This window comes from Neokomagataea anthophila, assembly GCF_018122595.1.
Classification (GTDB): domain Bacteria; phylum Pseudomonadota; class Alphaproteobacteria; order Acetobacterales; family Acetobacteraceae; genus Gluconobacter; species Gluconobacter anthophilus.
In genome coordinates, this window is the sequence record NZ_JAGRQH010000007.1 from 17,434 (window position 1) to 38,856 (window position 21,423).

19 protein-coding genes are annotated in these 21,423 nt (G+C 53.5%); 11 read left to right on the forward strand and 8 right to left on the reverse strand.

Features of this window, described 5'->3' with window-relative positions; all coding sequences use genetic code 11:
- Nucleotides 1-143: 143 nt before the first annotated feature.
- Together KB213_RS09490 and KB213_RS09495 are read left to right on the forward strand one after the other, a co-directional pair.
- A complete protein-coding gene (locus KB213_RS09490) occupies nt 144-2,390 on the forward strand; it encodes a TonB-dependent receptor (RefSeq protein WP_211682519.1) in 2,247 nt (748 codons plus the stop codon).
- 16 nt (nt 2,391-2,406) lie between these two features.
- Nucleotides 2,407-3,087, forward strand: coding sequence for a Fe2+-dependent dioxygenase (locus tag KB213_RS09495; protein WP_211682521.1), 681 nt, complete (start codon nt 2,407-2,409; stop codon nt 3,085-3,087).
- 138 nt (nt 3,088-3,225) lie between these two features.
- Here the strand turns inward: KB213_RS09495 and KB213_RS09500 are convergent, their stop codons facing one another.
- From KB213_RS09500 to KB213_RS09535, 8 genes are all read right to left on the reverse strand, one after another.
- Nucleotides 3,226-5,712 (reverse strand): TonB-dependent receptor plug domain-containing protein, encoded by a 2,487-nt coding sequence (locus KB213_RS09500; RefSeq protein WP_211682676.1) that lies wholly within the window; start codon nt 5,710-5,712, stop codon nt 3,226-3,228.
- A gap of 478 nt (nt 5,713-6,190) precedes the next feature.
- Nucleotides 6,191-7,114 carry a bifunctional riboflavin kinase/FAD synthetase gene (locus KB213_RS09505; RefSeq protein WP_211682523.1) on the reverse strand — a complete coding sequence of 308 codons (924 nt, stop codon included), beginning with the start codon at nt 7,112-7,114 and terminating at the stop codon, nt 6,191-6,193.
- 5 nt (nt 7,115-7,119) lie between these two features.
- Nucleotides 7,120-7,803 carry an acireductone synthase gene (gene mtnC, locus KB213_RS09510; RefSeq protein WP_211682525.1) on the reverse strand — a complete coding sequence of 228 codons (684 nt, stop codon included), beginning with the start codon at nt 7,801-7,803 and terminating at the stop codon, nt 7,120-7,122.
- A gap of 10 nt (nt 7,804-7,813) precedes the next feature.
- A complete protein-coding gene (locus KB213_RS09515; RefSeq protein ID WP_211682526.1) occupies nt 7,814-8,377 on the reverse strand; it encodes a 1,2-dihydroxy-3-keto-5-methylthiopentene dioxygenase in 564 nt (187 codons plus the stop codon).
- A 5-nt stretch (nt 8,378-8,382) separates the two neighbouring features.
- A complete protein-coding gene (locus KB213_RS09520; RefSeq protein ID WP_211682678.1) occupies nt 8,383-9,012 on the reverse strand; it encodes a methylthioribulose 1-phosphate dehydratase in 630 nt (209 codons plus the stop codon).
- Between the two features lie 17 nt (nt 9,013-9,029).
- Nucleotides 9,030-9,293 (reverse strand): twin-arginine translocase TatA/TatE family subunit, encoded by a 264-nt coding sequence (gene tatA, locus KB213_RS09525; RefSeq protein ID WP_211682528.1) that lies wholly within the window; start codon nt 9,291-9,293, stop codon nt 9,030-9,032.
- A 100-nt stretch (nt 9,294-9,393) separates the two neighbouring features.
- The gene (locus KB213_RS09530) at nt 9,394-9,864 is read right to left on the reverse strand and encodes a CHAP domain-containing protein (RefSeq protein ID WP_211682530.1); all 471 of its coding nucleotides are present in this window, start codon (nt 9,862-9,864) and stop codon (nt 9,394-9,396) included.
- Nucleotides 9,865-10,473, reverse strand: coding sequence for a regulatory protein RecX (locus KB213_RS09535; protein ID WP_211682532.1), 609 nt, complete (start codon nt 10,471-10,473; stop codon nt 9,865-9,867).
- Nucleotides 10,474-10,483: 10 nt separating this feature from the next.
- On the opposite strand from KB213_RS09535, the gene KB213_RS09540 reads away from it, so the two are divergent.
- The 9 genes from KB213_RS09540 to KB213_RS09580 all read left to right on the forward strand — a co-directional run bounded on the left by KB213_RS09540 (nt 10,484) and on the right by KB213_RS09580 (nt 21,394).
- Entirely contained in the window at nt 10,484-12,124 is a 1,641-nt protein-coding gene (locus KB213_RS09540) for a D-aminopeptidase (protein ID WP_249110457.1), read from the forward strand.
- 156 nt (nt 12,125-12,280) lie between these two features.
- Complete coding sequence (locus KB213_RS09545) at nt 12,281-13,486, forward strand: aspartate aminotransferase family protein (protein WP_211682534.1); 1,206 nt, start codon at nt 12,281-12,283, stop codon at nt 13,484-13,486.
- Complete coding sequence (argF, locus tag KB213_RS09550) at nt 13,483-14,451, forward strand: ornithine carbamoyltransferase (RefSeq protein ID WP_346266699.1); 969 nt, start codon at nt 13,483-13,485, stop codon at nt 14,449-14,451. The genes KB213_RS09545 and argF overlap by 4 nt, the downstream gene beginning before the upstream one ends.
- A gap of 75 nt (nt 14,452-14,526) precedes the next feature.
- The gene (gene hslO / locus KB213_RS09555) at nt 14,527-15,462 is read left to right on the forward strand and encodes an Hsp33 family molecular chaperone HslO (protein WP_346266703.1); all 936 of its coding nucleotides are present in this window, start codon (nt 14,527-14,529) and stop codon (nt 15,460-15,462) included.
- On the forward strand, nt 15,459-16,475 hold the full coding sequence (locus KB213_RS09560) for a hypothetical protein (protein ID WP_211682536.1): 1,017 nt from the start codon (nt 15,459-15,461) through the stop codon (nt 16,473-16,475). Before hslO ends, KB213_RS09560 begins: the two co-directional genes overlap by 4 nt.
- Nucleotides 16,476-16,499: 24 nt before the next feature.
- Entirely contained in the window at nt 16,500-17,381 is an 882-nt protein-coding gene (locus KB213_RS09565) for a hypothetical protein (protein WP_249110459.1), read from the forward strand.
- Between the two features lie 133 nt (nt 17,382-17,514).
- A complete protein-coding gene (locus tag KB213_RS09570; RefSeq protein WP_211682538.1) occupies nt 17,515-18,243 on the forward strand; it encodes a gluconate 2-dehydrogenase subunit 3 family protein in 729 nt (242 codons plus the stop codon).
- 14 nt (nt 18,244-18,257) lie between these two features.
- The gene (locus KB213_RS09575) at nt 18,258-20,036 is read left to right on the forward strand and encodes a GMC family oxidoreductase (protein ID WP_211682539.1); all 1,779 of its coding nucleotides are present in this window, start codon (nt 18,258-18,260) and stop codon (nt 20,034-20,036) included.
- On the forward strand, nt 20,033-21,394 hold the full coding sequence (locus KB213_RS09580; protein ID WP_211682541.1) for a c-type cytochrome: 1,362 nt from the start codon (nt 20,033-20,035) through the stop codon (nt 21,392-21,394). The genes KB213_RS09575 and KB213_RS09580 overlap by 4 nt, the downstream gene beginning before the upstream one ends.
- Nucleotides 21,395-21,423: the final 29 nt, after the last annotated feature.

Sequence of the window (21,423 nt, forward strand, 5' to 3'; positions counted from 1 at the left end):
CTGACGAATCTTAAATCTTTTTTCATAACAAAGTTTTTCAGAATGCGTGTCGGCAGGGCAACAGAGGTGTGACATCCGTATTGCAAACAATTCTCATTACCTATAGCGAGTTGTTGCGATTTATTATCACATACAGGTTATTTATGACTACATCTTCAACATGTAACGATTCGTCGCCTTTCGCGCCGTCACATCGTAGCCCGACGCTCGGCCTTGTTCTGGCAGGCGCCTGCCTTCTTCCACGCATGGCATTGGCAGACACCACAGAGACCGACAAACAACACCATCACCCCCACCATCATGGTCAAGAAGATCATAATGACCTGACCGAGCGCGATGGCCGCGACAGCACCAGCGTCGAAAACCTTCAGGTCATCGGCCACGCGCATGACTATCAGGAACTGCAACCGCACCTCGATCGTATCCGCACCTCACTGATCAACACGCCTCAAACGATCATTGAAGTGCCCAAGCAGGTCATGGCAGACCAAAACACCGTTAGCATGGCGCAGGTCCTGCAAACGGTTCCGGGTGTGTCCATTGCAGCAGGTGAAGGCGCGCAACAGGGCGATAATCTCTCCATTCGCGGCTTTAATGCTCAGAACGATTTCTACCGTGATGGCATGCTGGATTTCGGCAGCTATTATCGTGACCCGTTCGACCTTGAAACAGTCGAAGTCCTCAAAGGCCCATCAGGTGCACTGTTTGGTCGTGGTTCCACCGGCGGCGTCATTAACGAAGTCACCAAACGTGCTGACATGATGTCTCGCACCGAAGGCAGTATCTCCTTCGGCACCGACGGCACACAACGTGCAACCGCTGATGTCAGCCGCAACTGGAACGTTCTGGGCGGTACCGCTTTCCGTATCAACGCGATGGCAAACCAGTCCAACACAGCAGGTGTTGGTTATGAACACCCGCGCCGCTACGGCATTGCTCCGTCACTCGCCTTTGGCCTGAACACCAGCACACGCCTGCATATCGATGAATTCTGGCAGCAGAATTATGATTCTCAGTCCTACGGCCTCCCTTGGCTGAACGGCTCCCCTGCTCCAGTCAAACGCAGTAACTATTACGGTTACCAAGGCGATTATCAAAAAGCAGATGTCAGCATCTCAACGATCCGCCTTGAGCATGATCTAAGCCAGAACATCACGATCCATGATCAGTTCCGGTACTCTTACTATCAACCCCGCCAACGTGCGACCGAAGCCGAAATCCTCGGTTACACACCGTATGTTGACGTCGTTCCGGCAGGCACACCACTGTCATCCATCCAAGTCTCGCGTAACGTGCTGGCTCTGTCAGGTGAATCCAGCCTGATTGATAACCAAACCGAACTCGCTGCAACCTTCCATACCGGTGCCATCAAACATGAACTGATGGCCGGCATGGAAGAGCAACGCCAAATGGCCGACATTACGCGCTATAACTACCTGCCGCGCAGCAAAACATCACTGCTCACCCCAGCAGATGACGTCGCCGTTCCTATGGCGCCAACATTACGCGCCGTCTCTGGTGCCGTCTCAACCGATTATGCGCCCTACATCAATGACCAAATCAGCTGGAAGAAATTCCAGATCCTCGGCGCTTATCGCTTTGACGATTACACGACCAACTACCACGAAAACCTCACACGCGTGAACGTTGGCCGTACAGATAAGCGCTCCACATTCCGTACCGCTTTTGTGTACACACCAACGGATAACAGCTCCGTTTACTTCTCCTACGGCACATCTTTTGACCCGTCTGGTGAGAACGTTGCTCTGACAGCTTCCACAGCAACATTGCAACCACAGCTGTCATACACCTACGAGCTAGGCTCAAAATGGAACGTACATGGCCTGTCTATCAGCGGTGCCCTGTATAAAATCCTGATGGACAACGTCCGTGAAACCAACCCGAACGATGCCACCAGCATGATCAATGCCGGTACCTATCGTTCACAAGGTTTCGAACTTTCCTTGGCTGGCCACATCACCAAGCAACTCAGCGTCTTCGGCGGTTACGCTTATGATGATGCAACAGTCATCAAGTCACCGAGCCCATTGGAACTCGGCAACCAGCCGCCTAATGCTCCAAAGCACACGCTCTCCATGTGGTCAGAATACCGCTTTAATAGCATTCCGCTGGAACTCGGCGCTGGCGTAAACTACTCTTCCAGCCGTACAGCAAGCTCTTACCCGGTCTCAGGCACCACGATCCTTGAGCGTGCGCCCGGTTACGTAACCGCACAGATCATGGCGAAATACCGTATCAATCAGCACCTCACCGCACAGGCGAACCTGACAAACATCTCAAATGAGTTGTATTATGCTGGGCTTCACCCAACGCATATCGTCGTCGGTCCGGGCCGCGCTGCCCTGTTCTCTTTGAGCGCACATTACTGATCAGGAGCCCTGTTTCATGCTCATCCATATCCCCGGTGTTCTTGATCGTGATGCCGTCCGCCAGTGGCGGGAACGCCTCACCCTCGCACCATGGACGGATGGGCGCGTTACCGCAGGGCACCAATCCTCTCGGGTGAAGCACAATATGCAGATCCCAGAGGATGATCCCCTCGCCATTCAATTTGGCGATGAGCTTGCAACCCGTTTGGGCAGAACACCGGAATTCGTTTCCGCTGCCCTGCCTAAACGGATCTATCCGCCCATGTTGAGCCGGTATCAAGCAAGCGAAAACCAGCATTTTGGCACACATGTCGATAATGCCATTCGCTACGACAAACGCGGCACCATCCGCGCTGATCTCTCCTCAACACTCTTCCTGTCTGATCTTGATGAGTATGAGGGCGGCGAACTCACCATCGAAGATAATTTCGGCGCACGGAAACTTCGTTTCCCAGCGGGTGACATGGTGCTGTACCCGTCATCATCCCTGCACAGCGTCTCTCCCCTCACACGTGGCGAGCGCTTTGCCGCTGTCCTCTGGACGCAAAGCCTAATCCGAGACCCCGTTATTCGTGAATCGCTCTATACACTGGATCAAAACATCCGTGCATTAGCCGCTGATGCTCCAGAAGACCCGCGCGTTTTATCGTTAACGAACGTGTATCATAACCTCGTACGCCACCACGCTGAGCCATAAAGCGTCAACTCAGGCTCAGGCCAAATCTGGCCTCATAAACTCCGTTGTAAGAATAACCTCTTCAACACAGTTATCTTGCACCGCACATACAAAAAAGGCCCCTTCCATTAGGAAGGGGCCTTTTTCTGTGCATGAACCTCAGAATGAAGCGTTTACACGACCAAAGTAGTAAGCACCTGTAAATGGCACCTGACCAGAGAATTGGTCATACATCGTGTTACCTGCCTGCGTGAGTTCACCTGGCAGCTTACGTGGGCGCACATTAAAGATGTTGTTTGCACCGACAGAGGCATGAATGCTCGGCGTGACACGATAACCGATTTCCAGATCCGTCAACCAACGCGGCGTATTCTTAAACTGCGCGAAGCAAGCGTTAGAATAACGCAGTTGCTGACCGTTCTTTGAACACGTTGCCCAAGTTGGCGTCCAATCCTGGAACGTCATCATCGACGTCGTTTCGCCATAACGGCTCTGGCGCAGATTGACGTCCCACTTACCAACCGTCCACAGCGCATTGAGGATCAGCTTGCTACGTGGCGTTGCCGTCGTAAGATACGCAATACCCTGATCGTTCAGGAGTTGCTTACCCATGCTCGAAAGACCGTTATGATGCAAACGTGTCCGGTTCAAGTTCAACGCTGCCGTCAGGCTCAGATTACCGTAATCATGCATCCGCACGAGATAATCGGCCTTCAAATCCATACCTTGTGTACGCGTCGACGCACCATTTGACAGGTAATACGCTGACGAATTCAAAATATTGCTCGCAGTTGGAGAGACATCGAAACCGAAAGAGCTGATCGCTCTCAGAGCTGATGCACCCTTAACTGTACCACCCTGCACAATCCGGTCACGCAGGTTAATCTGGTAAGCATCAGCCTCAACATGCAGACCTTGCAATGGCTCTGCTGTGAAGCCGAAGCTGGCATTTGTTGAACGCTCCGGCTTCAGCCCGACCGCTCCCAAAGAACGTGCCGCCGCCGACTCAACCGGCAACTGACCCGCAACACTACCGCTACCCGCAAAGGTATTCAAACGGCTGAAATGAGCCTCTTGCAGCGTTGGCGCACGGAAACCATTGCTGATCGTACCACGCAGAGCAAAACGAGACGTCACGTCATAGCGCGCAGAAACCTTGCCATTCTCTGTGCTTTGCGTGTTCGTATAGTACTCGTAACGTCCAGCCAGATCGACCTGCAGCTTCTGCGTTGGGTGCAGCGTCGTATCAATATACGCTGAGTAAACGTCACGGAACCACTTGCCAGCAGATTGTGGCGGCATACCAACATGCTCTACCGGACCGCCATAGAGGTAAGATTCAGGGTTACCCGAAACGATTTGGTAAGAGTCCAAACGATGCTCACCGCCCATCGCCAAGTTCACCGGCAAGAACGAACCAATCGTGAAGGCACGACGCAAGTCGAGGTTATTCGTCCATTGAGCGTTTTTCTGAGTGTAATCCCAGAACTTCGTCGGAGAATATCCCTTTGCAGCAATCATCCCAAAGTTAACAACATTGCTGATGCTAATCCGGGAGTGATCACCACCGTAAACGGACGAAAGATCCCAATCAAAGCCGAACAGATTATGACCACGCAGCCCCAAAGATGCGGAGTAATCTAACTCGTCATCCGCTGTGATGGAGCGCATACCATCTGGGAAATAACCCGGCACAACATACGGCGATTTATACGCCTGCATTTCAGCATGACGATAAGCCAATGTACTCTGACCATACAGCTCAACGCCTTCTGTCAGAGGTTTAGCAAAATCAATACCGAAGTTCTCGCGCGTCTCTTCTGGTGAGCTCACATAGTCAGTCTTACGACCTTTCCATGACTGATTAACGCCCGGCTTTACAAAATACTTTGACGTATCCGCACCATCTGGCCAGTACCCCAGAAGAGCATGATCTGGGCCCCACGCAATCATATGATCCGTATGATAAAGCTGTGCACCCAAATGCACATACCCATCCGTCCCGAGCTTCAAACCGCCATCAGCATCAAGCTGATACTGCCAGCCATCACCGTTATACGCATTAGCGCCGGTTTGTGCCGCCAAGTTGAAACCGTGATCCTTTTTCTTGGTGATGATGTTCACAACGCCCGCAATCGCGTCTGAACCGTACATCGCCGCAGCACCGTCTTCCAATACCTCGATATGATCGATCATATTCCCGGGGATCATGTTCATATCCACACCGGATGATGCGAATTGAGGCCCGGACTTCTGAACAATATTAGCCGTCGTGTGGCGGCGCTTACCATCCACCAAGACCAACGTTTCATTCGGGTTCAAGCCACGCATCTGAATGGAAGCAACCAGAGAGTTCGTGTTCGAGCCACGCGCACTCATGCTGATAGACGGATATGTCCGCGTCAGTGCGTTTGACACGTTCAGTTCACCAGAACGCGCCAGCGTTGCTGCAGAAATCAACGTAATCGGGCTGATGCTCTGACGTGCCTTCACGTGAGCAGCACGGGTCCCGGTAACAATCACCTGCTCCTGCGTGTCACTGTTACGAGATACTACAGGTTGCTTATTCAGCTTGTGCGCTACCGGAGCAGCCTTAGCAGCCGCTTTTTGCGTCTCTTGCGCCAAAGCACCCGTTGCAAAAAGCATCGGTGTGCACGCAGATGTCGCGACCAAAAGTAGTTTTACTTTTTTCACGAAAAACTCCAGATCAGGAAAATATTTCTGTTTCTGAAGCGCGATTTAATAAGCCCGAAAACGCAACAAAAGTTACCGATTTAAGTCACATACATAAAACTGTCATAGATTTCATATTGTGTCGTATTTTGCGCGTTTTTAAAGAATTACTCCCCTCAAAACACCACCACGCCCCGCTCACGCAAGGGCAAAAAAAAGATCTTATTTTTCAAATATTTAAATAATTTTTATACTTTGATGGGCCGTGCTTTCCCTTTCCAGAAAAGACCACAATCATCAATTTTCATTCCAAAAAATGAAAACTCTATGCTGCACCGACAGCAGAGACATTCACGTACATCACATGCGAAACGTGTCTAAAATACAACAACGTTACAAAGGCAACAGAACAGAATCAGTCCGTCACCAAACGCACCTCCCACACACCTTATCAGAGGTTTAACATTGCCCGTGCTTGCACTGCATCGGCTGCAATCTGCATTTTCAAAGCATCCAAACCATTAAAACGGCGCTCTTCCCGCAACAAACCCACCAGTGCCACGGATAAGGTCTGCCCATATAAATCCTCAGAAAAGTCAAAGAGATGCACCTCTAAGCGGCTCTCCTGCCCATCATTAATCGTCGGGCGCCGTCCAATATTCGCTACACCCGGCACAACGCGCCCATCTGGCAAGGTCACCCAGACCGCATAAACCCCACGCGCAGGCTCAACATGCTGCCCCAAAGGAATATTCGCTGTCGGGAACCCTAGGACCCGCCCTCGTTGGTCACCATGCACCACCGGGCCAACGATACTCCACAAACGCCCTAATTCCATGGCTGCCCGCTCTGGATACCCTTCTTGCAACAAGCGCCGAATACGACTTGATGAAATTGGCCCATTCTCATCCATCAATTGCGGGACAATACTGAGGCCAACACCATGCGCTGTGAGCAACTCTTCCAAACGCGCGGTATCACCACCGCGCCGATGACCAAAAGCAAAATCAGCCCCGCACGCCACATGATGAACACCCAACGCGGCGATCAATACATCCTCCACAAACTCCTCGGCACCAAGACGCGAAAAATCTGTATCAAATGGGAGTTGGAAAACGGATTGAACCCCATGATCGAGCAAAGCACGCGCTCTCACATCAGGCAGCATCAAACGGAAAGTAGGATCTTGCGGGCGAAATAAAGCCCGAGGATGTGGGTCGAACGTTACCACTGCTAATGGACGCTCCGGACGTGCCGCTCGCAGCGTATTTAAAACATGCACATGCCCACGATGCACACCGTCAAAATTACCCAAAGCCACAACCGAACCACGGGCTTCTACCGGAATATCCCGCCAATCCGTGTAAACACTCATCCCGCTTACGCGCCTAGAAGATCAAAATTCTGCGCGACTTCTCCCAACGTTGCCGCTTGGGGCACGCCCGGATGCGGCACCGTGCCATCTTGTGCACGAACGAGTTGGCAAACGGCATAGCCAGCCTCAATCGCAGCATCCAATTCCGCACCGATATCCGAAAGGAACAAAATATCCTGCGGTGCCACACCTGCAGCAACAGCGATCTTGCGGTAAGAATCTGCGTCTTTTTTTCCGCCAGTCGAAAGGTCATAAAACCCTTCAAACAAGCCCGTCACATCCCCTTGTACCGTATGCCCATACAGCAATTTTTGTGATGGAATAGAGCCCGACGAATAGACAGCGAGGCGCAAACCCGCATCATGCCACGCCTGTAAAGCTGGAAGCACATCCGCATATAAATCCGCGCGGATCGTGCCATCAGCAAAGCCTTGCCGCCACGCAACTCCCTGCAATGCCTTCAACGGCGCGGCTTTTTCATCGCGCGCCATCCAATCACGACACACATCCAGTGGAGCACGCCCCGGAAACGCTGCCTCAATATCAGCCCGCGCTTTTATCACCACAGGTTCAGCTTGCTCCTCAAGCACCGTCGGAAGCGCACGCGCAGCGTAAGGGAACATCACATCCTTCACGAATGTGATCGGCAAAGTCGTGCCTTCAATATCCAGCAGAACAAGGCGAACCATGGTATCTCCGTCAGGCCTGCACAGCCACTACCGGCACATTCGCCGGAAAGCGCTCCGCAATATCATCGCCTGTATAATCAGCAATCCAACCAGTTTTATCCGTAAAGACCCGCAGCGCCACAACGTCTGGCGTAGCACCCGCATCAAACCAATGCGGAATACCCGTTGGCACAGAAATCAAATCACCTTCCGTGCACAACACCGAATAAACACGCCCTTGGATATGCAGAACAAACGCCCCTTGCCCATGCACAAAAAAACGGACTTCATCTTCACTATGAGTATGCTCTGAGAGAAATTTTTTCCGAAGCTCCGGCAAGTTCGGTGTTTGTGCATTGATCCGCACGACATCCGCACTGCCTGCCCCAGTCTCCCCCATCAACGTATCCAGATAAGGACGATACGCTTCCAATATCTCGTCGGTCGATGCATCCTTTGCCGGTGTTACCGGCGCAGACCAGCGCTCAAAACGAATGTTATGCGGGCGCAGCGTCTCTGCAATTTCTCCGGGAGTGGAGAGATCAAGCAAAAGCTTTCCCGGTGCATCATCCCGGTAAACCGTCAAACGACTCATGACTCTTAGCCTTTTTGAAGATGGGCCAGATGGCAGGCCAGAAGGAACTCAAGTCCTTCCAAACGCGCGAGTGCCGTCGGCATATCCGGGCCCCAGACATACACACCATGCCCACGGATCAAATATCCGATCGGCATATGTGACAAATGAGGAGCTACCTTGGTGGCCAGACGTGCAATATCCTGATCATTCGCAAAAAGAGGTAGCTCAAGCGACGTCTCATGCGTCGTCTGTCCCTCAAACACTTTCAGAACTTCATAGCCTTCAAGCGTAATCGCATCCCGCACTTCATCGCGCGATAGAACCGTCGCCGCAACAGAATGACCATGCAGCACAGCCCCAATAGAGGCATCATGCGCATAAAGCTGCGTGTGCAAAAGCGTTTCAGCACTAGCCTTCTGCCCTTGCTGAACCGGGCGCCCCTCTGGCGTGATCTCAATCACATCCTCAACGCTCAGAAAGCCTTTATGCCCCCCCGAACGCGTAATCGCGATACGACCATCCGGCAGGCGGCGTGAAATATTCCCCGCCGTTGCCGGAACCCAGCCGCGCTGATCCATACGCTGACCCGCGCGCACTACATCCACACGCGCCTGCTCCCAAGCGGGATCAAGCAGCGTATTGTCTTCATCCAAACGGCTGTTCAACGTTATCAAACCCGCGTTTGTGTTGTCTCATGCGCCTGCGTTTGCCCAGCAGCATTCACATTTTGCTGAGGAGCAGACAAATGGCCCGGGCTTTCTGATGCTGAACCGTTGGACGCAGCCATTGATTCATCATCAGCCATATTCTTCTTGAAGGACTTAATCCCCTTCGCGAAGTCACCCATCATGCCACTAATTTTACCGCCGCCGCCAAAGACGACGAGAACAACAACCGCAAGAATGACCCAGTGAATGGGGCTCATACCGCCCATGTTCTTATACTCCGAAATGCCAAGGCTTCCCTCATGTGGCAAGGCTTGACCAATTGTGCAAGCATTCTACCGTACTCAAAAGCACAGAGCAGACTGTTTGCTATGGAATAATGAACCCATAGGTTGGGTTAGGCCGCAACCCCATAATCGCACCGGGACTCCACCACACACGCACTACAGACCAATTATGTGCCTCTGAAATATCCTTAACCGGCACAGCATTATCAATGCTCCCCGGTGCCCAATTGGCCTGATCCACCAAGATCGTATCGTCATCCACCACACGCCGGACGACAGAGACGTGCCCGTAAGGCATGCGACGTGTTGCTTTGAACACCAAAATCGCCCCAGCAGACGGGGTATGCGTACGCGTATAACGCCCGGCGGCCTGCCACCACCACGTTGCGGCATTCCCGTGAAGCGCAATACCCGTCTGAGCCCGTGCATAAGGCGCACACTGCACATCCCCATCAAAACGACCGCGGCCACCACTGCACCCCGCCAAAGACAATACGCCAAGCAACAGGACAGCAGACCAACACCCGACATTCTGCCGCGTGGAGAACATCATTTAATGACGATTGCGGAACGCAATAATACGTTCTTCTGCATCATAGCGATCCATTGATAAGGCGGTTTCAGAAACATCCCGCGAAAATCCATTCCGCGCAAAAATTCCCAGCACACGCATATGCTCTTCCTGCGGCCGATCATCACGCCGAAAAGGCCCCACCCGCCGCTTACGTGCCAAAATAAGCGCTGCCGCCAATTCAGCGTCTTTCGCCGCAGCCTCTCCCTTTTCCCCCAGCGAATCGGACAACGCTTCCTGCGCCGTCTCCGCATCTATGCCTTTTTGCTGGAGGCGCGCCTCTACCGCCCGACGTGAACGCCCCGTCCGCGCCAAGCTAGACGCTTTCGTTCGTGCAAACCCCGGATCATCAACCGCACCCAATGCGCGCATCGCATAAACAACATCATCGATAATACCGCGCAAAGAGGTAAGCTTTTCTGTCAATTCCTCTTCATTAAGCCCGGCCTGAACCGCACGCATTCCCCAGCGACGTAACCGTCTTTCCAGCATCTGTCGCAAGCCTTGCTCCGTCGTTGCAAAACGGGCCAGATGCGCAAGTGCTGTCTCACGCAGCGTACGAAAATCAGGGGCTGCTGGTATCTCTATCATTTTCATGAGTATGAAACTGAACGGGCATTTACGGCAAGCAAAGATCGCGTATGGTCATGACATGAACGTATCATTTTCTCCTGCGCTGGACGCTGCCCTTCGTTCCCTCCCACAACGCTACCCCGGACCGGGCGGCGCAGTGGCCATTATTCACCGTGGTACCATCATAGCGCGACACTGTTGGGGCTACGCCAATGCCGAGCGCCGCATTCCCTTCACCCCGGCCACGTTGTTCCGCATGTGCTCGATCACCAAGCAATTCACATGCGCGGCCATGCTGGACACAACCCCAGACCCAATGTCTCTCAACGCAGCGATTGCATCCCGCCTTCCACTACTCAAAGGGCCACACCCTGATGCCCTGCATCTAGCGCATAACCAATCTGGCCTGCGCGACTACTGGGCCGTCGCCATGCTGCATGGTGCGCCCATCGAAGGATATTTCGGAGATCGTGAAGCCGAACGCGTGATCCGCGGCACACGCTCCCTACAGTTTGCCCCCGGCACATCCTATTCTTACGTCAATCAGAACTTCCGCCTGCTGTCAGATGCACTACAAGAGCATACAGGCCGTAGCTTTGCAGAAATCCTACAAACTTCTGTCTTCCAACCTGCCGGTATGGAGCGCGCCATTCTCGCGGCAGAAACGCAGGCCATGCCTGATGGAACCATCGGCTATGAAGGCTCCGTCACCACAGGCTTCCGCCCCGCCGTCAATAATATCTGGTGGACGGGTGATGCAGGCCTCGGCGCTTCTCTAGACGATATGATCGCGTGGGAACGCTTCATTGATACGACGCGTGGTGACCCCAACAGTCTCTATAATCGCCTATCCACCCCCACCACCTTCAGCAACGGTACACCCGCCCCCTATGGCTTCGGGCTACAGCACTTAACACTGCATGGAAAAGCCGTCACAGCACATGGTGGAGCCTTACGCGGCTGGCGTTCACACCGCCTGCATGTTGCCTCAGAGCGCTTATCGGTTGTGGTGATGTTCAACCATATGTCACCCGCGCAAAACGCTGCAGCCGAACTCCTTGGCGCAGCATTAAACATAACGCCCAACCCAGCCCCCCTCCCTGCGGAGAGCGCCCTGCCCGGTGTGTACCGTGAACGCGAAACCGGTCTTTCAGCACGCATTGACCCAGCAGAATATGCGTTACGCCTGCGCTACCTGATGCTGCCCGACACACTGAACATCAGCGGCACCGACCGAGCCGAAAACAGCAGCATATGCCTAACCACGCTGAATGACAGCACCCTTCAGATGGAGCACCTCAAAGAGAACCGCACCACACATCTGGAACGCGCCAAAGATATCAGCCCCATCGCGCCAGATAATGAGATCATCTCATTAGCGGGTGAATATGTGTGCGCAGAGTTGGATGATGCCACTTTATCCATCACCACAGACGGCGGCGTTGTCTATGGGGGGTTCTCTGGCATGTTGGGAGACGGGAAAATGGAGCCCTTGCAACGCCTTGCCGAGAATTTATGGGTGCTTCCATGTCCTCGCGCCTTAGACCATACAGCCCCTGGCGATTGGACACTGAATATGCAACGTCACGGCGAGCGTATTCATACCATTCGTGTCGGCTGCTGGCTCGCCCGAGACCTGATTTATACACGCGTCTCACGTAAAATCTGACAGAAGCATTTGACGGAACGCGTTTTCGCGCGTCAGAATAGTGCTGTGATGACATATCAGCCCCGCCCGGCATCCTTCAAGGATGAGCCGGAGCGGGGCTTTCGTGTTCCACATCCGTCTTTGTACACCATTTTATGAATAGGATTGATCACCATCATGATCGCCTCCCTTATGCCCAACTACAACCGTGCTGACCTCGCCTTTGAGCAAGGCCAAGGCATCTGGCTGCAGACGGCGGACGGACGACGATTCATGGATTTTGGTGCAGGCATCGCGGTGTCATCGCTGGGCCACGCCCACCCGAAATTGGTCCGCACCATTGCGGAGCAAGCGGGTAAAGTCATGCATGTTTCTAATCTATACCGCGTGCCACAATCCGAAGAACTAGCAGACCTTCTAGTGCAGAACACCTTTGCCGATTCGGTTTTGTTCTGCAATTCCGGGGCCGAAGCCAATGAAGGCATGGTCAAAATGATCCGCCGCGCTCAATACGAGAACGGTCACCCTGAACGCACACGCATTTTGTGCTTTGACGGCGCCTTCCACGGGCGAACGCTGGCCATGATCGCCGCAGGCGGAAACCCAGCCTATCTCAAGGGCTTTGGCCCCGTTGTTGAAGGGTTCGATCACATCCCCTTCAACAACACCAATACCTTACGTGATGCGATCACCCCCGAAACGGCAGGCATCATTGTCGAGCCAATCCAAGGGGAAAGCGGTATTAAAACCGCCGACATTCACTTCATGAAGGCCCTTAGTGCGGTCTGTGATGAATTTGGCCTCTATCTTGGTTTTGATGAGGTCCAAACTGGCGTCGGGCGTACAGGTAAACTCTTCGCGCATGAATGGGCCGGTATAACGCCTGACGTTATGTCCGTTGCCAAAGGCATTGGCGGTGGCTTCCCACTCGGGGCCATCTTAGCCACAGAAGAAGTGGCAAAACACATGACACCCGGCTCTCACGGCACAACCTTCGGTGGCAATCCCCTCGCCTGTGCTGCTGGGACCTGTGTCATGACCGAAATTCTCCAACCCGGCTTTATTGAGCACATTGAAACCACAGGCAGCGCTTTCGGCACGATGTTAGAAAACGTGGTCCACAACTCTAACGGCGTCTTTGACTCCGTACGCGGCCTCGGCCTCATGCGTGGCCTACATTGCACCCTGCCCGTCGGGGACGTCCTCAATGCCGTCGTTCAACAAGGCCTACTAGCCGTAACGGCAGGCGATAATGTCCTCCGCCTTGTACCACCACTTATTGTCACTCAAGCCGATTGTCGTGCTGCTTGTGACCTTCTCATTACAGCAGCACATGCTCTCACCACCCATAAAACGGAAACCAAAAAGGACTGCGCATCGTGAGCCCCGCTGAACAAAAACCTATCGTGAAGACATCTCATCTCCGGCATTTTCTCGATATTCGTGACCACAGCGGGAAGACACTTCGCAGCATTCTAAAAACGGCTGCACGCGTCAAAGCACAGCAAATTGACCGCCGCCTACCGCTGCACCCGGCACGCCCATTAGAAGGCCGTAGCTTAGGACTAATCCTCGCGCAGCCTTCCACGCGTACCCGCGTTTCCTTCGAGGTTGGCATGGGACAATTAGGAGGACGGACCACCGTCCTCTCCCCCGGTGATATGCAACTAGGCCGAGGCGAAAGCATTGCCGACACGGCACGCGTTCTCTCCCGCTTTTTGGACGTCATTGTTCTGCGTACCGGCAATGATTCGGCCCTCCGCGAAATGGCACAATGGAGCAGCGTACCCGTCATTAACGGCCTAACGCCTGTCTCTCATCCCATCCAGATTTTGGCCGATATTCTGACCTTTGAAGAACATCGCGGCCCGATTACCGGCAAAACACTCGCATGGGTTGGTGACGGCAATAACGTTGCTACTTCCCTCATGGAAGCGGCCGCACGCCTTGATTTCAAAGTCCGTATCGCTACTCCAGAAGCATTTCAGCCAGACCCGGCCGTTGTGTCATGGGCGCGCCAAAATGGCGCAAGCATTGAACTCTTCACCAATCCAAACGAAGCCGTTGCAGGCGCGCATGCCGTTCTCACGGACACATGGGTCAGCATGGGAGATAGCGACCGTGATGCTCGCTTGAATGCATTCCGCCCTTATCAAGTCAATGCAGACCTTATGGCAAAAGCCGCAGCTGGGGCCCTATTCTTACATTGTTTGCCTGCCCATATAGGGGAAGAAGTCACAGAAGAGGTCTTTGAAGGCCCTGCTTCTGTTGTGTTTGATGAAGCTGAAAACCGACTGCACTCCCAAAAGGGTCTGCTGCTTTGGGCTCTCGGCGCAGAACACGACTAACCCCACGGCATCGGTGCGGAAAACCGCACCGATCTTGTCGCGTTCTAGAACGCGTCCAGAAAGGAATATTTTTTGATCGACCAGCCGCCTTTTCTTGATACGACACGCCCTGACGTCCCCGACATGGTGGTCGCTGGCGGGGTTCTCCCATTTCACCTCGAACGCTCCCCCGTGCGCGGCCGTATCGTCCGCCTAGGTGCACTGGCAGACGCCATCTTATCCCGCCACGATGTGCCGGAAAGTGTTGCTCGCTTGAATGGGCAAGCACTCGCACTCGTCGCAGCGATGGCGTCCGCCTTAAAATTCCAAGGCTCTCTGTCCCTACAGGTTAAGGGGGACGGCCCCGTCTCCATGCTCTTGGCCGATGCAACGAATAACGGTGGCATTCGTGGCCTCGCACGCCTCGACGATGACGCTGACACCAGCGCCCTACCCGACGATGCCGCCGGACTGCTGGGTAACGGTTATCTCGCGTTCACCATTGATCAAGGGCCGGACACAGAGCGCCATCAAGGTGTGGTCGAGATCAAAGGCCAAACCCTGTCCGAAATGGCTGAGCACTATTTCACCACAAGTGAACAGCATGCCTGCCATATCCGGCTATTCTGCACACGCGGCCCCAATGGCTGGGAAGCTGGTGCTCTGGTCCTAGAACGTATTGCCGCTGACGGCGGTGCCGATACACAACAAAATGATGCCGAAGATGCTTGGGAAACAGCATGCGCCTTCGCTGATACCTTGCGCGAAAACGAACTCTTTAACGAGAAGCTTTCAGCACAAGACCTGACCCATCGCCTGTTCGGTACGCTCGACGTTCAAGATAGTGCGCCACGTGCTCTTGCTTATTCTTGCCATTGCTCACGTTCACGCCTTGTAAACGTTCTGACACGTTTCAGTGACGATGATCTTGATCACATGGCAGAAGATGGCGTGATCACCATGAAATGTGAATTCTGTAATCACGACTTCCGCTTCTCACGTGACAATCTGAGCGCAACGGACCCTGCATGACATCTAACAGCACGACTTCCCTCGGTGGGATCATCCTAAACGGTGAGGCCGTAACTCAGCTTTACCCCGGTTGGGAAGTGACATCACGTCACTATATTGCCGATGGGTTTAGCGTCGTGCTGTTCACAGAAACCGCCAGCGGTCGTGAGGCCTGCTGGTGGCTCTCTGCTGATACCTATCAAGGCAGCCATGCCCTTGCTCTTCCGGCCGATGATCAGCACGCCTTGCTAAACGCCTTAGAGCCTCTCTTTCGGCCACTGACAAACGGCGTCTTGAGCAGCGCACCCAACCCTGAGGCATCTCTTTTCCGTGATGATTTACCCGTCACGGCACTGCGCGAACTTGCTTCAGCATGGCTCGATCAGCATACGGACCGCCTCGTGCACATCCCGTCCGGTCACGCTGATAGTGGTGAGGCCCTCACCTGCCCCAATGGAGACTTCATTCCTGAAGGGCGGATCGCCACTCTTTTACAGGCGCGCCCTAACGCTGATGCACTGGTCCTTACGTCACCTTTTTCCGGGGCACCATTACGAGCGCAAATTCCGTTAGACCTCATCAGCCATACGGCTTACCGTTTTCATGACCCAGAGGCAGGGCAGATTTTTTACCTCATCTGGCCAGTTGATATAACAGCAGAACGCCCTTCATTTTATTACCCGCAAGGGCGTTTACTCATTTCAGACTCCCCTCTGGCGGCGCTGCTACCAGACTGGATTTTAGCTTGGTTTGCACAGAACCCAAACCACAGCACTGCTATTGCACAAGCACGCCCTTTCCTCGCCTCGGACTTTGGTGTGGGGCGCGCCTCTACAACACGCTTTCAACCGCAGACGACGCAAACACCTGCGGTTGAAAGCATCTCATCAGAGCCCCCTCGTCCAACGGCTGCTGCGACCGATCCCGATTTCTTACCCGTATTGCCACACCCCCCCATAACCCCGCATACACAGAAGGAAGACAAGTTCTTCCAACGTCTTAAAAAACGTTTTTTCTCAACAAAAACATTATAAATACCCTAACTGTAAGGACCATGGATGATGACGGTACACTCTTTTTCTTCCTCTACTCGCCTTAATCATCCACACCGCACCACACGTGCTTTTATGCTGGGACTGTCTTTCTTAGGGCTCAGCGCCTGTGCAGATGATGCCCAACCGCAGCATTTTAGCCCACCTGATTTCAGCTACCTCACCCCTCTTCATCTCAATGTCGCTGCGATTGATGTGCAAGATCAAACCGCACCGACACCGGACTCATTGAGCGCACGTGCTCCCACCCCGCCCAATAGCGCGTTAAAAATCCTCGCTCAGCAGCGCCTCGTCGGCACTGGCACCACGGGGCAGGGCCAATTCATTATTAAACAAGCCTACCTCCAACCAACTTCCGATGATGCCGTCGATGGCGCGATGGATGTGCAGCTCAATGTTACCGATGCCAATAATCAGCACACGGGTTATGTCCATGCCCGCGTCACACGCCATTTCACATCAACAGACCAAAGTGCTTCCTCTCCGGCTGCCTTAGATACTCTCACAAAACAAATGACGCAGGACATGAATGTCGAACTGGAGTACCAAATCCGCCACCGTCTGGCCGATTGGCTCACAGATGCTGAGGGCAACCTTCTAACGGGCGGCATCCAGCAACAAAGCCTCACAGCACCCGGTTCGAGCGCACAGCCTCCTGCGCCATCAACCACGACGGCTCCAGCCACGCCATCGGCGACACCCACCACCATGCCGATACAAAACACATCGGCCCCAACGCCCACCTCCAAAACCGCAGCACCGTCAGACACTCCCGATGCAATTTTTCCAACGGGTCAAGAGAGCAGCGTACCCCCAACTCCTTCCACCCACTCGCCTAAAGCGGGAGTGCTGAAACTTCCCACCACAAACGCAACACACGCACAATAATCGTCTTGCTCTCACGTTCGTGAACTCCATTTCACTGGAGATATAAAGCGGGACATGGTTAAGGGTCTGGGACGGCCGTTCTGGTCATTGCACAATCATATCATTTTATCATACGGCCCGACCGGAGTACGACATGGTCAAACCTGACCCAACTTCTACCCCGAAACCTCGCTTTACGTTGCCTCGCCGGAGCGTCACCAGCGCTCTTCTAGGGACAACCGCTTTTTGGTTAACGCAGCCCAGTACCAGCGTGTCGCGCGCCCTCGCGCATGAAGCGGCGGCAGCCCCTTACAAACCACAATTTTTCACTGCAGAAGAATATAGTTTTCTAACAGCCGCAACAGAACGCCTTTTCCCCAAAGATCACAATGGACCGGGAGCAACCGAACTCGGCGTACCAGAATTTATCGACCGGCAAATGCAAACGCCATATGGTGTCGGTGATAACTGGTATATGAGCGCGCCCTTCCAAGAAGGCCCTGCAAATTTAGGGTATCAACTTCCGCTCGTACCGCGCGCACTATACCGCCGTGGCATTACAGCTTTGGAGCAGTATGCCCGCCAGCAATACGGCACGAATTTTGCAAGCCTCTCTGCCCAAACGCAAGATGCCATCCTCACCGCGTTGGAAGGTGGATCCATCCAACTCCATGACATTCCCGGGCGCACTTTCTTTGAGCAATTACGTACCAATACATTGGAAGGTGCTTTTTCAGACCCACTATACGGCGGGAATCATAATCTCGGCGGCTGGCTAATGCTGGGCTTCCCCGGTGCCCGCGCTGACTTCATGGATTGGGTCAATCAAGAGGGTGCTGCCTACCCTCTCCCCCCCGTCTCCATCTCTGGCCAAACCGCGTAAAAAGTCCTTTGATCATGAATACAAAAAATGCAGATGCCATTATTGTGGGCGCCGGTTGGGCTGGCACTATTATGGCCAAAGAACTCACCGAAGCTGGCCTTTCCGTCATCCTATTAGAGCGCGGCAAAGAACATACCACCGCAGTTGAAGGCGCATATCCGGACTCCATTGATGAGCTTCGTGGTGCTGTGCGTAAACGGCTCTTCCAAAACCTAGCCAAAACAACTGTTACGATCCGTAATACCATGGATCAAACAGCACTGCCCTACCGTCAATTAGCAGCGTTTTTGCCGGGAGAAGGCGTAGGCGGAGCGGGCCTACATTGGTCCGGCGTGCATTTCCGCGCAGACCCAAATGACTTACGCTTACGGAGCGCAATGGAAGAACGCTACGGTAAAAGCTTCATCCCCAAAGACATGAATCTACAGGATTATGGAGTAACATACGAAGAACTTGAGCCCTTCTTTGATAAAGCGGAAAAAGTCTTCGGGACATCGGGCACAGCCTATACCGTAAAAGGCAAAGTCATTGGCGATGGCAATGTTTTCGCTCCAGACCGTTCGAGCGATTTTCCCTTACCCGCTATGAAAGACACTTTCTCCGCTTCGACCTTCCGCAAAGCCGCAAAAGACGCAGGATACCACCCTTACTCCCTACCCGCGGCCAATGCGTCTCAGCCCTATACCAACCCCTATGGCTGCCAGATGGGCCCATGTAATTTCTGCGGATATTGCAGTGGATATGATTGCTATCTGTACTCAAAAGCCTCCCCAAATGTGAACATTTTGCCCGCTTTGCGCCAAGATAAACGCTTTAAGATCATCGCGAATGCCCATGTTTTGCGCGTGGATTTAGACGGGAGCAAAACAAAAGCCACCGGTGTCACATATCTCGATACAACGACGCAGAAAGAAACATCTCTCAAAGCCGATTTGGTTATTCTAAGCGCCTTCCAATTCCACAACGTTCATTTGATGCTCCTATCCGGCATTGGGAAACCCTATGACCCGGTCAAAAACACCGGCACCATTGGGCGAAATTTCGTTTACCAAACCATCACAACATCACGCGTCTGGCTGCCTGAAAACAACTACACCAATCAATTCGTTGGTGCGGGCGGCGTTGGTGTCGCAATTGATGATTTTAACAGCATGAATTTTGACCACGGCCCGCTTGGCTTTGTGGGTGGCTCACCGGTTTGGGTAAACCAAGCGGGTATGAAGCCTATTGCTGCGGCCCTAGGTACGGGAGGACACGGCACGCCACGCTGGGGCGCTGGCTATAAAGATGCCTTGGTTGATACCTACAAGCACTCCCTCGCCATTGATGCCCATGGCAGCAACATGGCTTACCGTGACGTGTATCTTGACCTCGACCCCACGTGGAAAGACGCCTACGGCCTCCCCCTCCTGCGCATGACCTTCACATGGAAGGATAACGACATCCGCATGAACCAATACGTGGTCAATAAAATTGCACCCATTGCCCGGGCTATGGGTGCCACGAAAGTCAGCCTCAATCACCTCGAATTTGGGCAGCCTTTTGACACACGCCACTACCAGACAACCCATCTCGGGGGCGGCGCAATTATGGGGGATAACCCCCAAACGAGCGCACTCAACCGATACCTGCAAAGCTGGGACGTCTCAAACGTCTTTGTCATCGGCTCCAATGCCTTCCCGCAAGGAATGGGCTATAATCCAACAGGCACCGTAGCCGCGCTCGCTTATTGGTCTGCCCATCATATTCGGACCACCTATCTGAAATCCCCCGGCCCGATGGTGCAAGCATGAGCAAGCGACACTCTTCTTCCAAGCGCAAGCTCAGCGCAGCAGCTCTGCGTTCTGTCAGTGCAATTGCTGTTTGCCTCTCTAGCATTGGGGCCTCATTAGCCGCGCCTTCAACACCTGATGCGGCTCTTATTGAAAAAGGCCGTTATATCGCTGCGGCCTCAGACTGCTCAGCCTGTCACTCCGTCCAAGGGCGCGAAGAATATACCGGTGGTATGGCCTTTGCCCTCCCCTTTGGTACTATTCACTCAACCAATATTACACCAGACCAAGAGCACGGCATCGGCGCCTATACCGAGGAAGAATTCGCGCGCGCGATACGGCGCGGTATTCGCAAAGATGGCAGTACCCTCTACCCTGCCATGCCTTACCCGTCTTACGCACGCATGACCGATGAGGACATGCATGCTCTGTATGTGTATTTCCACAACGGCATTACACCTTCTGCCGCACAGCCACCGAAAAATACCATCCCATGGCCGCTTTCAATGCGGTGGCCACTCATTTTTTGGCGTGGCATTTTCTCACCATCCCCTGAGAAGGCACTCAAAACAACACAAGCAGCCTATGATGACATGATCCTTGCCCGCGGGGCATATCTTGTCGAAGGCCCTGGGCATTGTGGGGCTTGCCACTCCCCACGTGGCCTCGCCATGCAAGAGAAAGCTTTAAGCACTCAGGAAGGAGACGCCTATCTCTCCGGCGGTGCTGCTGTGGATGGCTATATTCCACCCAGCTTACGCGCCGATGACCGCACCGGTCTTGGCCGTTGGAGTGAGGATGATATTGCCACCTTCCTAGCCACGGGGCGAAACCAAAAAGGATCGGCCTTTGGCAGCATGACTCCGGCCATTATGCACGGGACACAAAACCTCTCTGCTGCTGACCTTCATGCTATTGCGCACTATCTTCATCACCTTGGCCCTTCACGCTTAAAAGAAAAACCTTGGGTGTATGACCCACGCGTCACCAACGAATTGCATCAAGGCCGGACAACAGAACGTGGCGCAATGCTCTACGTCAATAACTGCGCCGCATGTCACCGTACAGATGGTTCCGGTTATCCGGATGTGTTCCCACCACTAGCCGGAAACCCTGTGGTCATGAGCGCAAACCCGGCATCCTTGGTGCATATTGTACAGAGTGGCGCCACACTACCCGCAATGCACAAAGCGCCATCCGCTTTAACGATGCCGTCTTTTGAAGGGCATCTGAGTGATCAAGAGATCGCTGATGTTGTAACCTTCATCCGTCAAAGCTGGGGCAATGATGCACCACCCGTCAGCCGACGTGATGTTGAAAAACTCAAGAAGACCATGCCGCCACGGAATATGAGCGAAGGCCCTATTCCGCAGAATTAAACGAGATTACTCCCCGGGAGGCTTATTCT